14 protein-coding genes are annotated in these 13478 nt (G+C 43.0%); 7 read left to right on the forward strand and 7 right to left on the reverse strand.

Going from position 1 to position 13478, the window contains the following annotated elements; all coding sequences use genetic code 11:
• Positions 1-7 precede the first annotated feature (7 nt).
• Positions 8-946 carry an ABC transporter ATP-binding protein gene (locus tag CO230_RS02855; RefSeq protein ID WP_122027220.1) on the forward strand — a complete coding sequence of 313 codons (939 nt, stop codon included), beginning with the start codon at positions 8-10 and terminating at the stop codon, positions 944-946.
• 168 nt (positions 947-1114) lie between these two features.
• Here CO230_RS02855 and CO230_RS02860 read toward each other — a convergent pair whose 3' ends face one another.
• From CO230_RS02860 to CO230_RS02880, 5 genes are all read right to left on the reverse strand, one after another.
• Positions 1115-1975 carry an IS3 family transposase gene (locus tag CO230_RS02860; RefSeq protein WP_122027221.1) on the reverse strand — a complete coding sequence of 287 codons (861 nt, stop codon included), beginning with the start codon at positions 1973-1975 and terminating at the stop codon, positions 1115-1117.
• Complete coding sequence (locus CO230_RS02865; protein WP_122027215.1) at positions 1972-2244, reverse strand: transposase; 273 nt, start codon at positions 2242-2244, stop codon at positions 1972-1974. The genes CO230_RS02860 and CO230_RS02865 overlap by 4 nt, the downstream gene beginning before the upstream one ends.
• Before the next feature lie 104 nt (positions 2245-2348).
• The gene (gene namA / locus CO230_RS02870) at positions 2349-3398 is read right to left on the reverse strand and encodes an NADPH dehydrogenase NamA (protein WP_122027222.1); all 1050 of its coding nucleotides are present in this window, start codon (positions 3396-3398) and stop codon (positions 2349-2351) included.
• A 109-nt stretch (positions 3399-3507) separates the two neighbouring features.
• The gene (locus tag CO230_RS02875; protein WP_122027223.1) at positions 3508-5643 is read right to left on the reverse strand and encodes a catalase; all 2136 of its coding nucleotides are present in this window, start codon (positions 5641-5643) and stop codon (positions 3508-3510) included.
• Positions 5644-5666: 23 nt separating this feature from the next.
• Positions 5667-6230, reverse strand: a complete 564-nt coding sequence (locus CO230_RS02880; protein ID WP_122027224.1) for a ferritin-like domain-containing protein — start codon at positions 6228-6230, stop codon at positions 5667-5669.
• A gap of 243 nt (positions 6231-6473) precedes the next feature.
• Here CO230_RS02880 and cdd point away from each other — a divergent pair, with 243 nt between their 5' ends.
• Together cdd and CO230_RS02890 are read left to right on the forward strand one after the other, a co-directional pair.
• Positions 6474-6953: a cytidine deaminase gene (cdd, locus tag CO230_RS02885; RefSeq protein WP_122027225.1), complete on the forward strand. Its 480-nt coding sequence runs from the start codon at positions 6474-6476 to the stop codon at positions 6951-6953.
• A gap of 4 nt (positions 6954-6957) precedes the next feature.
• Positions 6958-7842 carry an exopolyphosphatase gene (locus CO230_RS02890; protein WP_122027226.1) on the forward strand — a complete coding sequence of 295 codons (885 nt, stop codon included), beginning with the start codon at positions 6958-6960 and terminating at the stop codon, positions 7840-7842.
• On the opposite strand, the gene CO230_RS02895 is transcribed toward CO230_RS02890, so the two are convergent.
• Positions 7843-8337 (reverse strand): metallophosphoesterase family protein, encoded by a 495-nt coding sequence (locus tag CO230_RS02895; RefSeq protein WP_122027227.1) that lies wholly within the window; start codon positions 8335-8337, stop codon positions 7843-7845.
• A gap of 59 nt (positions 8338-8396) precedes the next feature.
• Here CO230_RS02895 and truA point away from each other — a divergent pair, with 59 nt between their 5' ends.
• Both truA and CO230_RS02905 read left to right on the forward strand, forming a co-directional pair.
• Positions 8397-9128: a tRNA pseudouridine(38-40) synthase TruA gene (truA, locus tag CO230_RS02900; protein WP_122027228.1), complete on the forward strand. Its 732-nt coding sequence runs from the start codon at positions 8397-8399 to the stop codon at positions 9126-9128.
• 71 nt (positions 9129-9199) lie between these two features.
• Entirely contained in the window at positions 9200-10948 is a 1749-nt protein-coding gene (locus CO230_RS02905; protein WP_122027229.1) for an ABC transporter ATP-binding protein, read from the forward strand.
• Between the two features lie 55 nt (positions 10949-11003).
• Here the strand turns inward: CO230_RS02905 and CO230_RS02910 are convergent, their stop codons facing one another.
• Entirely contained in the window at positions 11004-12290 is a 1287-nt protein-coding gene (locus CO230_RS02910; protein ID WP_122027230.1) for an aldehyde dehydrogenase family protein, read from the reverse strand.
• Between the two features lie 162 nt (positions 12291-12452).
• On the opposite strand from CO230_RS02910, the gene gcvH reads away from it, so the two are divergent.
• Both gcvH and CO230_RS02920 read left to right on the forward strand, forming a co-directional pair.
• A complete protein-coding gene (gene gcvH / locus CO230_RS02915) occupies positions 12453-12830 on the forward strand; it encodes a glycine cleavage system protein GcvH (RefSeq protein WP_122027231.1) in 378 nt (125 codons plus the stop codon).
• On the forward strand, positions 12823-13182 hold the full coding sequence (locus CO230_RS02920; RefSeq protein WP_122027232.1) for a VanZ family protein: 360 nt from the start codon (positions 12823-12825) through the stop codon (positions 13180-13182). The genes gcvH and CO230_RS02920 overlap by 8 nt, the downstream gene beginning before the upstream one ends.
• The last annotated feature ends 296 nt before the right edge of the window (positions 13183-13478 follow it).

Raw genomic sequence — 13478 nt, forward strand, 5'->3', positions numbered from 1 at the left:
ACTCAACTTGAAAATTACTTTGTATTCGGGAATTGCTTTAGTCTTTATTCTACTGGGCATTTTGGCTTTTTCTTCTTACAATGTTTTAATTGGCGAAACGATGGTAGGAGAACTGATGGCAATTATAGGCATTGCAAGTTCTCTTTTGGGTTCGATTACCAACTTAGCCCTGGCAAGCATTCCCATTCAAGAAGCACGAGTAGCATTTGACAGAATGTTCGAATATTCATCTTTAGAAAAAGAAAAAACAGAAGGCGAAACAATTACTGAACTCAATTCTGTTGAAATAACGAATATAGATTTTAGATTTAATGGAGGAAGCCGGCTTTTGAATAATGTTTCTTCGAAACTTGAAAAAGGTAAAGTTGTTTGTCTTCTAGGAGAAAGCGGAAGTGGAAAAACAACCCTTACAGAAATTTTGCAAAAAAACTATTTTACTGAAAGTGGAAAAATAACCATAATTGACAAAATTGATTTGCAAAATGTCTCTTTAGAAAATTGGCGAAATTTAATAAGTGTTGTTCCTCAAAGTATTCAACTTTTTAATGGAAATGTTTTGGAGAATATTATTTTGGATGATAAAATTGATGAAAACAAGTTGCAAAATATAGTATCATTAGGTTTTGATAAGTTCATTAATTCTTTGCCACAAGGAGTTATAACTGTGGTTGGCGAAGAAGGAATTAATTTATCTGGCGGACAAAAACAATTATTGGGATGGATGCGAGCTTTGTATCACAATCCAAAATTTTTAATTTTGGATGAGCCGACTTCTTCTTTGGATTTGATAAACCGAAATTTTATTTATGACCTTATTAAAAAACTGAAAAAGGATTCAGTAATTTTTATCATTAGTCACCATTCTGAAGATGTGGCAAAAATCGCGGATGAAATTTTTGTTTTGGAGAACACGCAAATATCTAGAAAAGAATTTGCATTTTCATAGTTGATGCTAATATAGTTACCCCCAAAGTTTGGACAGTAAATCTTAAAAGTTAAGTTTGATTTTATTTGTTTTTAAGGGTAGCAGTTTTGCAAATTTCCACATAGGAAAAATCCCTTCAAAGATTTTTCCGTGTAGTGTGGGAATGTGTAAAACTGTGTGAAAGTTCATTTATGCTGCTTCCTTTTTTGTACGGTTATAGACTTGCGCGGGCACTTCGTATGCAAGGCTCTGATGTCGTCTCTCCATGTTGTAATATTGAAAATACTGTTTCAGGCCGTCATAGCACGCTCGTCCATCCTGATAAGCATACAGATAAACATTCTCGTATTTCACACTTCGCCAGAGTCTTTCAATAAAAATATTATCCAACGCCCGTCCTTTGCCATCCATGCTTAGGGCTATTCCCTGTTTGGTGATAAATTCGGTGAAGAGATCTGCAGTGAACTGACTGCCCTGATCGGTATTGAAGATTTCAGGCTTGCCGTATTTTCCAATGGCCGTCTCCACGGTATCGCGGCACCATTCCGAAGTCATCGTGTTGCTCAGGCTCCATCCTACCACAAACCTGCTGTACAGATCGATTACCGCACAAAGATAAAGATAGCCGCCCTGGACAGGAATATAGGTGATATCCATCGCCCAAACCTGATTGGAAGCCGTAATGTTTAAATTTCTCAAAAGGTATGGGAAGATCTTGTGTTTTTTGCCTTTTCCTTTTTTTGAAGTAGCAGGGCCAGGTGCCGAAGCACTCAGACCCATCACCCGGTAAAGCCTTTCCACACGCTTTTTGTTGATAGCATACCCCATATCCTGCTGTAGCCAGTTGGTCATTCTGGGAACTCCTTTCCAGGGACGGTTCAGGAACTCTTCATCGATCAGCCGCATCAGATTCAGGTTCAGGTTACTCTGCGGAACTTTCCTGTAATAGTGGGAGCTGCGCGATATCTGCAATACTTCGCACTGTTTCGTGACGCTAAGTGCATTGGCCTTGTCAATATGAGCTTTACGGGCTCGGCGGCACTGTTTCATGACAAGGCTTTTTTTAAAAAATCAATCTCCATTTTCTGCTGACCGATAACCTTATAAAGCTTGTCGACATCCTCTTTTTTATCTTCTGCAGCAGCCTCCTTACCAAAAACATCGGCGCATTTTTGCAGGAACTCTTTCTTCCATGAAGAGATCTGGTTGGGGTGCAGATCGTGCTTTCGGCCGAGTTCCTGCATAGTGTATCGCTCGCTCAAAGCTTCCACCACTACTTTAAATTTAAATCCTGAATTGAATTTTCTTCGCTGTGACATATCGTAAATTTAATTGTTTTTTTTCAACTAAACTTACTGTCCGATTTTCGGGGGTAACTATAGCCAACTGCGACAGTTGGCTTTTCTATTATTGGTATGTGGTGTTAAGGTCGGGCTCTTTCATATTGCGGCGGGAAAAAGCAGTGATCATGGTTTTTAAAGGAACCCCGAACCGGCAGGTAAGGATTTCTGAGAATTTCGCGCGCGACAAAAATTAAATCCGCCTGCTGATTCTGAAAGATTTCCTCTGCTTGCTTCGCGGTTTTGATTAAACCAACTGCGCCGGTGGCAATTCCGGCATCTTTCTTAACGGCCGCAGCTAACGGAACCTGATAGCCGTCAAACAAATTGATTTTCGCGCCGTGAATGTTTCCTCCACTTGAAACATCGATGAGGTCGACGCCTTTTTCTTTTAAAATTTTGGCCAATTTTACACTGTCTTTAATATTCCAGCCGCCTTCCGTATACTCGGTTCCTGAAATTCTTACAAACAATGGATGGTTTTCATCCAGAAGCTCATTCACCGCTTCTACGATTTCGAGCAGTAAACGGGTTCTGTTTTCAAAACTTCCGCCATACTCGTCGGTTCTTATGTTTGATAACGGCGACAGGAATTGGTGAATTAAATAACCGTGTGCGGCATGGATTTCAATTAAATCAAAACCCGCCTCAAGCGATCTTTGTGCAGCAGCTTTGAAACTTTTAACCAAATCTTTGATTTCATCAGTTGAAAGTTCATGTGGAATTCTTTCAGATTCAAGGAACGGAATCGGCGAAGGTGCTACGGTTTCCCAGCCATCTTCTTCCACTGAGGTCTGCTTTCCGTTCCAGGTGGAAGCTTTTCTTCCTGCGTGCGCCAGCTGAATGCCGATCTTACTTTCCGACTGACCATGAACGATATCAACAACTTTTTTTAACTGTTGCGCCTGCTCATCATTCCAAATACCCATGCACTTGCTGGTAATCCTGCCTTCCAGAACAACGCCGGTGGCCTCAACAATGATAAGTCCGGTTCCGCCCTGGGCGCGGCTGCCATAGTGCAACAGATGGAAATCGTTTGCGAGTCCGTTTTCGCAGGAGTACATACACATTGGGGACATTACCCAACGGTTTTTGAGTTCTAAATTTCTGAATTTTATGGGTGTGTAAAGCATATTAAATTATTTCTGATGCCAAAATTAATGAATTAAAGGGAGGTTTAATTCATAAATAAAAAAATAGGTCTCCACATAGGAAACCTATTTCTTGTATATAGAAGAATATTTATACTGGTAGTGGATTCATTTCACGATCCCAGAATCGGTGAAGGATAATAGAACCTGCAAAAAGATCCAGATCTCCATCCGTCACAATTCCATCGGCAGGAATCGTGAGGTTAGGAATGGCTTTTTGTAATAGATCGGTTCCGTTATCATTCGCTGCAAGTGGTTTACAGTGCTTATATGCTTCTGCTACGAAGTGTTTCGCGCCGGCATGTTCCATTAAAGTGCGAACGCTGTCACCCCCCGGAACGTACACTGCATCGAACATTACTGATGAAGCAGTAAGTAAACTGTCATCCACAGGATATTGGTCACCGGAAGCAGTCGTTACAAAACCGTGTCGTGGCGCGATAATCTGTACAAGCGCATCCATTTCACAAAGTACTTTTTTCACCCGTGTAAAGGCTTCGTCTTCAACACCATCCGCGGTTAAGATAGCGATTCTTCTGGCTTTGATGTTGGTGGGAAGTTTATTGGCCATACTTACAGATGGGGCTTCGGTTATCGGCAACTCTGCGCGGAATGAGTGATAATCCTCGAGTTTACCATCTGCCGGAATGCTGTCGGTGATTGGTTGTGGTAATCTTTCAGGTACCAGTCCCAGATGGTCACCCACTTTATTGGCAAGTTCCTGATCTACCTCCAGCAACATATTTACCATACGCTGACGGATGGGCACAAGCTTCACCTTACCTAACTCAAATGAAAACGCGTTTTGTACATGGCGCTTTTCATGATCCGTCAAACTGTTGTAAAATAAGGTAGGCTGACTGAAATGGTCGAAGAAGCTTTTGCTGCGGTTACGGATTTTTCTTGAATCAATGCGTTCCTCAAAAGAAGCAAATCCACCTTCCTTAATCATGGCCTGGAATGGACAGCCCTGCGCCATCGAATTTGGATGGTATGATACTTTGCCTTTGGGGATCTGCATGCGGTGCATCCCATCGCGCTGGTTATTGGTAACATCCGGAATGGAGCGGTTAATAGGGATTTCATGGAAGTTAGGTCCACCTAATCTTAAAAGCTGAGTATCTGTATAGGAGAAAAGACGTCCTTGCAGTAACGGGTCATTCGTAAAATCAATACCGGGAACGATATGGCCGGGGTGGAAGGCGACCTGTTCTGTTTCTGCAAAGAAGTTATCCGGATTGCGGTCTAGCGTCATTTTACCGATGATTTCTACCGGTACCATCTCTTCCGGAATCATTTTGGTAGCATCTAATAGATCGAACGGAAATTTATGTTCATCTTCCTGCGGAATAATCTGTACGCCAAGCTCCCATTCAGGATACATCCCGTTTTCTATGGCATCCCACAAATCTCTGCGGTGGAAATCGGTGTCTTTACCCGCAAGTCTTTGTGCTTCATCCCAGGCTAATCCAAGTACACCCTGCAAAGGCTTCCAGTGGAAACGTACAAAATGCGACTCGCCCTGCTCATTGATGAAACGGAAGGTATGAATACCAAAACCTTCCATTGCGCGATACGTTCTTGGTATCGCGCGGTCGCTCATCAGCCACATGATATTATGCATGGCTTCTGGCATTAGTGAAATAAAATCCCAGAAAGTATCATGTGCGGAGGCAGCCTGAGGGATTTCATTATCTGGCTCAGGTTTTAAGGCGTGTACCAAATCAGGAAACTTAATCGCGTCTTGGATAAAAAATACAGGTGTATTGTTGCCTACAAGGTCATAATTACCTTCCTGGGTATAGAATTTTACAGCAAATCCACGGATGTCGCGTGGTAAATCAGTAGAACCACGGCTGCCTTGCACTGTAGAAAAGCGTACAAAAACAGGCGTTTTGATGCTGGTGTCGTTCAGGAATTTCGCTTTGGTATATTTTTCCATTGATTTGTACAGCTGGAAGTAGCCGTGGGCTGCAGAGCCACGCGCATGTACAATTCTTTCGGGAATACGTTCATGGTCAAAATGCGTCATCTTTTCCCGAAAGATAAAATCTTCAAGAAGGGACGGGCCGCGCTCTCCGCCAAGCAGTGAGTTTTGGTCATCGTTGATCTTTACGCCGTGATTGGTGGTCATAAATTCTCCGTGATCACTGTTCTTATATTTGCCGAGCTGTTCTATTTTGGGGTTGGCACCATTATCAAATGGTTCCTGTTCGTTTACTTTCATAATGTTAAGTGCTTGTTGTAAGGTTAAACGGCCTTGAAGTCTTTAGACTGATGCATGCCACCAGCTGCCTGTGAATTCAGTTCGGTATCTGCGATGATGGTCAGCAGACAGTCGGATTTTTTTTCTTCACCCAGGGTACGCAACAGCAGATCCAGCACTTCTCGTTCGTTTAGTACTTTAGCATGCGCAGCTAGGGTGCCGTAAGAAGCGATCTCGTAATGTTCAACCTTTTGTGAGCTTCCGATGATGGCGGCATCACGTACCGGGCCCGGTTCGGCACTTGCCACACAGTCGCGCCCTTCCGCCAAGATGCCTTCTATGGCCAGGCACTTTTTACCTTCGGCTTTCATTCCCATCGCTTCAAAAGCTTTCTCCAGCCGCAGCACCTGCATCTGGGTTTGCGCGATGTGATCTTTTATAGCGGTTTTCAGTTTTTGGCTGGTGGCTTTTTCATACATTTCGGGCAGTGCTTTTGTAAGGGCATTTTCTGCGTAATAAATGTCTTTAAGCCCATCAATGAAGAGCTGCTGAAGATTCATGGCCGAATCCTTAGATTCGTCTGTCGTTTTGTTTTTGTTTGCGTCCATTTTGTGATTGGTTTATATGGTTAATAATGGTGTTTTAACCGGAAAAAGAGTCTTTAATGCCATCATAATCAACATGAAATAAGCGGAAAAGACCGCCTAGCCGAATCAATTATTAAACCAAATAAACATTAAAAGTTGTTAAAATTCCGGTAAAAGATGATAATCATCAGGCGTTATCGTTTTGATGGCTTTTAAAGCGAGAATCCGATAAAAAGAAGTATATTTACTCCCCAATTTTTCGAAATGCAAAAAGAATTAAAGATTATTTTCAATACGATACCGAATTATGCCGCACTGGATGAAACGGAGAAAAAGTTGTTTGATGCGGCTAAGAAAATCCGTGAAATCGCGTACGCACCTTATTCAAACTTCCAAGTGGGGTGTGCCATGTTGCTGGAAAACGGGGAAATCGTAACGGGCAGCAATCAGGAAAATGCCGCATATCCTTCAGGGCTTTGTGCTGAGCGAACGACTATTTTTTGGGTTGGGGCCAATTATCCGGATGTCAAGATAAAGAAACTTTTCGTCATCGGTGCTCCTAAAGACGCCATCAGTTCCACCCCAATTCCACCTTGTGGGTCGTGTCGGCAATCTATCCTGGAATATGAATCGAAACAGGCCGAAACTATTGAGATCTATTTCGCTTCGTTAGATGGCGAGATTTATAAAACACGTTCCATACGCGATTTACTGCCATTCTCGTTTGACGCTTCTTACCTTTAATGTCATGAAAATTGCGGCTATAGATATCGGAAGTAATGCGGCCAGGCTGCTCATCAATGAGGTTACGGAACTTCAGGAAGGCAAGCCGGTATTCACCAAACTCAATCTTTTGAGAATACCGCTGCGCCTTGGTATGGACGTTTTTGCGAAAGGAGAAATAGGCACGGAACGCCGGGAAATGATGGTTAACACCATGAAAATCTTCGCCGATATGATGAAAATCTATCAGGTGGAGCATTACCGCGCCTGTGCTACCAGCGCGATGCGTGATGCCAGGAACGGTAACGAGATTATTTCTGAAGTTAAAAATACCTCAGGAATCGATATTGAAATCATTAGCGGTGATGAAGAAGCCACGCTTATTTATGAAAACCACATCGCTGAGGGGCTGGGGAAAGAGGCAGCTTATCTGTACATTGATGTGGGCGGCGGCTCTACCGAACTTACTTATTATGAAAATGGTGAGATGAGCTACAAACATTCCTTTAACATCGGTACCATCAGGTTGCTTAATGGTTTGGTAAGCGATGATGATTGGAAGGAGCTGAAAGAGGAGATACGAAAACACATACACAGCAAAAATTCGGTGGTGGCGATAGGTTCGGGTGGGAATATCAACAAAATATTCTCCATGAGCAAGACCAAAGACGGAAAACCGATGTCTGCCGACCTGTTGAAAAAGTATCACAAAGAACTCAGCGAACTTACCATCGCCGAACGGATGAGCAAATATAACCTGCGGGAAGACCGCGCGGATGTGCTGGTGCCGGCCCTCGAAATCTTTAATAATGTGATGAAGTGGGGCGACATAGATGAGATCTACGTACCGAAAATCTCAGTAGCAGATGGGCTGGTGCATAATATTTACAGCAGACTGAAGGGTGAGTGATCATTTCTTCCCCAATTCTATAACCTCTAGATTTTCAACTCGGTCACAGTTGATCTCGAACCGCAGCATCGTCCGCATCTTATGCCAACCTTCTTTCCCACAAGCGCCGGGATTCAGGTGAAGCAGTTGGTTTTTCTCATCATACATCGCTTTTAGGATGTGCGAATGACCTGTAATGAAAAGTTTAGGAGCCTTTCCTACGATTTCTTTTTTGGCGAGCGGACTGTAGCGGCCAGGATAACCGCCGATATGTATCATCATCACCTCCGTTTCTTCGCAGCGAAAGCGCAACACCTCAGGGAAGATTTTACGGATTTCGCTGCCGTCAATATTCCCGTACACCCCGCGCAGCGTAGTGATTTGCCCCAATGTTTCGACCACTGAGGGATTCCCAAAATCTCCGCAATGCCAGATTTCATCGGCGTTCTTGGCGTAATCCAGTATTCGGTCATCCAGGTATGAATGTGTGTCGGAGAGCAGCAGGATCTTTTTCATAAGTCAGCAAATTACTTTTTTTTCTTCAATTCTTAATAAAAATACAGAAATTTGCACGTATGCGATATTTCATTGAATTTTCTTACAGCGGTAAAAATTATTTCGGTTACCAGATTCAGCCTAATGAAATTACGGTGCAAGAGGAGCTTGAGAAAGCACTTTCCACCATCCTGCGAGAAGAGATTAAAACCACTGGTGCAGGCCGTACCGATACGGGCGTACATGCGAAAAAGATCTTCGCGCACTTTGATTATGGGCACGATCTTGATGCGCAGCTGCCATACCGGCTCAACAGTTTTTTGCCACCTGATATCTCAGTGAAACGCATTTTTAAGGTGAAAGATGATTTTCATGCCCGTTTTGATGCGACCTACCGAACTTATGAATATTATATTTCTCAGGAGAAGAACCCCTTCACGCAAGATGCGGCCTGGCAGATGTGGAAGCGCACGCTGGAGGTAGGAAAAATGAATGAAGCCTGCCAAATCCTTTTCGAATATAATGACTTTACAAGCTTCGCAAAACTGCATACGGATAATAAGACCAACCTCTGTAAAATCTATAAAGCTTGCTGGCAACAAAATGGTGCCGAACTGAAATTTACCATCTCCGCCGATCGCTTTCTTCGGAATATGGTACGGTCAATCGTTGGTACGATGGTAGAAATAGGAAACGGGAAAATACCACCCAGTGACCTCAGAAGGATAATTGAAGCAAAGAACCGAAATGCCGCTGGTACTTCTGCACCTGCACAAGGCCTGTTTTTGGTAGATGTTGGGTATGAGTTTTAGTTGAAGGCACTGGCGTTTTACCGGGCAGCAATAAACTTTTCCCTATTTTTGTAGGATTTTTAAAACAGAACATGAAGAAACAATCAACGTGGGATATTATTAAAAGGCTGTTTACCATCGGCATGAAATTCCGGTCATGGTTTGTTTTTACACTCCTCATCTCGGTGATACTTTCGGTGATTTCCACCTACCGGCCTTATCTCACGATGCAGATTGTGGATACTGATATCATTAGGCTGGGCGACCGGGAGCAGATGATGCGGCATATATACATCTTGATTGGGCTGGTATTTGGCGAAACGATCCTGAATTTCTTTCTGGTGTACTTCTCTAATTTTATTTCACAGAATGTTATCCGCGACATCCGCGAGCGTTTGTACCATAAATTGATTTATTTCCGCACTTCGTTTTTTGATAAAACTGCTATCGGGCAGTTGGTGACGCGCGCGGTAGGCGATGTAGAAACCATTGCAACGGTTTATACAGACGGTTTTCTAATGGTTTTCGGTGACATCTTGAGGATTGTTTTTGTATTAATCATGATGTTTCAGGTAGATGTGCACTTAAGTTACATCACATTGATTATTTTACCGCTGATGCTGGTTATTACCCGTTTTTTCCAGAAAAAGCTGCGCAAGGCTTTCGGTGACGAGCGTACCTGGACCTCCAACCAAAACTCTTTCGTACAGGAAAGACTTAGCGGGATGCCCATCATCCAGGTATTCAATCGCCAACAGGCGGAGTTTAAGAAGTTTGATTCCATTAATATCACACTGAAAGGCGCGCTTTTGCGTACAGTTTTTATCTTTTCGTTGTTTTTTCCGGTTGTAGAACTCATTTCGTCGCTGTTTATTGGTTTCATCCTGTTTTATGGCGGGTACATCACTATTTCGGCTGGGGTGGTTATTGCATTTATCCAATATATCTCTATGCTCATCCGGCCACTGAGGCAGATTGCCGACCGCTTTAATAATATCCAGCGTGGCATTGTAGGTGCAGAGCGTGTCTTAGGAGTGATGGATGAGGATTTCGCGCTGCCAAATGAAGGTAAATTAATGAAAGACCATTTTGAAGGCGCCATCGAATTTCACAATGTGCATTTTTCTTACGATGATAAACAGGAAGTCCTGAAAGGTATCAGTTTCAAAGTAAAGCCGGGTGAAACCGTAGCCATTGTAGGGGCCACCGGAGCCGGGAAATCTACGATTATTAGCCTGATTACCCGGCTGTATGATATTAATTCAGGGAAAATCCTGCTGGATGGGCAAGACCTGAAGGCGTATGAATTATATAACCTCCGAAGCCATATTGGTGTGGTGTTGCAGGATGTTTTTCTGTTCCACGGGACTATATTCGAGAATCTTTCATTCGGCGACGACTCCATTACGCTAGAGAAGATAAAGAATGTCGCTAAGGATATTGAAGTAGATGATTTTATTGAGCGCCTTCCTGGTGGTTATGACTATGTGGTGCGCGAGCGCGGCTCATCCATTTCGCTGGGCCAACGGCAGCTGCTTTCCTTTTTACGTGCCTATCTTTCAGATCCTAAAATTTTAATTCTGGATGAGGCTACTTCTTCCATTGATCATGAAAGTGAAAAACTAATCCAGCGTGCGACTGAAAAAATCACCAAAGGAAGAACGTCGATCATCATTGCGCACCGGCTTTCAACCATTGAAAAGGCAGATAAAATTATCGTGATGGAACATGGGAGAATCGTAGAAGAAGGCAAACACCTTGAACTGCTTGATAAAAATGGCTATTACGCCACTCTCTACAAAGCCCAGCTAAAGCGTGAAGTTAAAGAAAGCGAGAAATAACAGCATACAAAAGCGGACTACCCTTTGGATAGTCCGCTCTTTATTTTGGATGTATTTAGTTTCCAACTACAGTTTTTACGGTGACAAACTCTTTCAGTGCGTGCAGGGAAAGTTCTGTCCCATAACCGGATGCTTTGGCGCCACCAAACGGTAGCCTGGGATCCGAACTGGTTTCTTTATTTAGGCTTACAGTGCCGGATTGTAGGTTTTCTACGAAGTAGGCCTGTCTGGTTTCATCTTTCGTCCATACCGCATTACCAAGCCCGAACGGGATGTCATTGGCCAGTTGTAGCGCTTCCTCGTCATTTTCAGCGATCATCACCATGCCTAAAGGCCCGAAGAGTTCTTCCTGAAGGATGGGATTTCCAGCCTGAACTTTGATAAGTCCCGGTTTGAAACTGTTTTCAGAGAGTCTTTCGAGGGGTAAAATAACTTCGGCGCCGTTTTCCAAAGCTTTTTCGTACTGTTGCTGTAGTTCATCGGCAAGGTCAGGACGTGCCATACCGCTGAGGTTGGTATCTTTATTAAAAGGATCGCCTGCAACATACCTTTGAAATTCTTCTTTAAAAATAGGCATGAACGCATCTTCGATGCTTTTCTGTATGATAAACCGTTTTCCGGCATTACAGGCCTGTCCGCAGTTTTGTAATCTGGCTTTCGCTGCGCTTTTAGCGGCTTTTTTAAAATCAGCATCATCCAAAACAATAAAAGCATCGCTACCGCCAAGTTCTAGTAATGATTTTTTGATGTTCTTGCCTGCATTCGCTGCCACTTCTGCTCCGGCTTTTTCGCTGCCGGTTAAACTCACCGCTTTGATGATAGGGTGGGCAAGCAGCTCTTTTACTTCACTGTGGCCAATTTCAAGATTCTGGAAGATGCCTTTCGGGAAACCTGCTTCCGCAAATACTTCTTCAATCATTCTGCCGGTACCAAAACAAATGGAGGCATGCTTCAGTACCACCGTGTTCCCCGCCAAAATGGCCGGAACCGCAAACCGAAGCACTTGCCAGAAAGGGAAGTTCCAGGGCATTACTCCCAGAATGACACCCATGGGCATATAATGTACTTCTGATACCCGATATTCTGTTGAGATTTTTTCTGGCTGTAAAACATTTGGCGCATCTGCATAATAACGCGCCATGAGGGCACACTTTTCGACCTCGGAGATGGATTGTGAGATCGGTTTATTCATTTCCTTGGTGATGTTCTCAGCGTATTTTTCTTTGTTCTTATCCAGCAAATCAGCGAGTTTGCCGATGAGGTTTTGCTTTTCATTGAAAGCGACAGTTCGCCACTCTTCAAAGGTAGCCTGTGCTGTCTGTAGTTTATCTTGTATATTCATATCCTATATCTATTATTGTTCGTTGAGAAAACATACGTATTACAAAGGTATAAAATTGATGCTGCATGCGGGTATGGTTTTTATTTAGGGCTGAATGAAATTGTAAATTTCTTCGTCACTATGGTAAATTTTAGTTAATTTTGGAATTATAAAATTTATACAATGAACACACCATCAGAATTAAAGTACACCAAAGATCATGAATGGATCAGGATTGAAGGAAATGTAGCCACCATCGGCATTACCGACTTTGCGCAGGGCGAATTAGGGGACATCGTTTTTGTTGATGTAGATTCCGTGGACGAAGAGCTCTCCGCCGGCGATGTATTTGGCAGTGTAGAGGCAGTAAAAACCGTATCAGATCTTTATCTGCCAGTTTCTGGAAAGGTGATTGAATTTAATGAAGAACTTGAAGGGCAGCCTGAACTGTTGAATACCGATCCGTATGGCAATGGGTGGATCATTAAACTGGAAGTAGCCGAAGGTGCAGACCTTGGGGAACTGATTACTGCAGAGGAATATCAGGCGTCACTTGGATAAGATCTCCCGAATATTCAGGAAAATCCTGTGGGTTTACTGGGTATTTCTTACCTATATGTTGCTGCGCCCAAGCGTAGAGAGCGCCGACTATCCGTTTATGTTCAGCGGAATTGATAAGGTTCTACATTTAGTCATATTTGCCATGTTGGGATTCTGCTTTTGTGCAGCATTCCCTAGGGTAAAATTCTGGACATTCTTTCAGCTGATGATTATCTACTCGCTACTAACTGAAATTTTGCAGGGAACGATGGGATTAGGCCGCTCACTTGAAACATTGGATCTGTTAGCCGATACCATAGGCTTTCTACTAGGATATCTAATGTTTATTAAACTTAAAAGAACTATCTCATAATAACCACCTTTTCCGGGTGGTTTTTTTGTTTGCGAGGTTGGGTGGTTAATTTTTCCTGTTCTGGTTCAGGGAGTTGTGGGATAAGTGGGAAAATAATGGTCTGATGATTTGGAATGGGAGATAAATGGCGTATCTTTGCAGTCCCAAATGAGGGGAAGCGCAGTAGTAGAATTAGAGAGACCGGAAGTTGTTTATAGATTTTTGGAAGGCGTTAAAAGATGCTTGAAAAAAAACTTCAGAAAACATTTTGCAGATTCAAGATTAGTTGTATCTTTGCAATCCCAAATCGAGAGAAG

The organism is Chryseobacterium sp. 6424, assembly GCF_003692615.1.
Classification (GTDB): Bacteria; Bacteroidota; Bacteroidia; order Flavobacteriales; family Weeksellaceae; genus Kaistella.

Coding starts and splice junctions, on each gene's coding strand:
- CO230_RS02860 (WP_122027221.1), bottom strand. CDS start 1,975: ATGAAACAGTGCCGCCGAGCCCGTAAAGCTCATATTGACAAGGCCAAT.
- CO230_RS02865 (WP_122027215.1), bottom strand. CDS start 2,244: ATGTCACAGCGAAGAAAATTCAATTCAGGATTTAAATTTAAAGTAGTG.
- namA (WP_122027222.1), bottom strand. CDS start 3,398: ATGCTTTACACACCCATAAAATTCAGAAATTTAGAACTCAAAAACCGT.
- CO230_RS02875 (WP_122027223.1), bottom strand. CDS start 5,643: ATGAAAGTAAACGAACAGGAACCATTTGATAATGGTGCCAACCCCAAA.
- CO230_RS02880 (WP_122027224.1), bottom strand. CDS start 6,230: ATGGACGCAAACAAAAACAAAACGACAGACGAATCTAAGGATTCGGCC.
- cdd (WP_122027225.1), top strand. CDS start 6,474: ATGCAAAAAGAATTAAAGATTATTTTCAATACGATACCGAATTATGCC.
- CO230_RS02890 (WP_122027226.1), top strand. CDS start 6,958: ATGAAAATTGCGGCTATAGATATCGGAAGTAATGCGGCCAGGCTGCTC.
- CO230_RS02895 (WP_122027227.1), bottom strand. CDS start 8,337: ATGAAAAAGATCCTGCTGCTCTCCGACACACATTCATACCTGGATGAC.
- truA (WP_122027228.1), top strand. CDS start 8,397: ATGCGATATTTCATTGAATTTTCTTACAGCGGTAAAAATTATTTCGGT.
- CO230_RS02905 (WP_122027229.1), top strand. CDS start 9,200: ATGAAGAAACAATCAACGTGGGATATTATTAAAAGGCTGTTTACCATC.
- CO230_RS02910 (WP_122027230.1), bottom strand. CDS start 12,290: ATGAATATACAAGATAAACTACAGACAGCACAGGCTACCTTTGAAGAG.
- gcvH (WP_122027231.1), top strand. CDS start 12,453: ATGAACACACCATCAGAATTAAAGTACACCAAAGATCATGAATGGATC.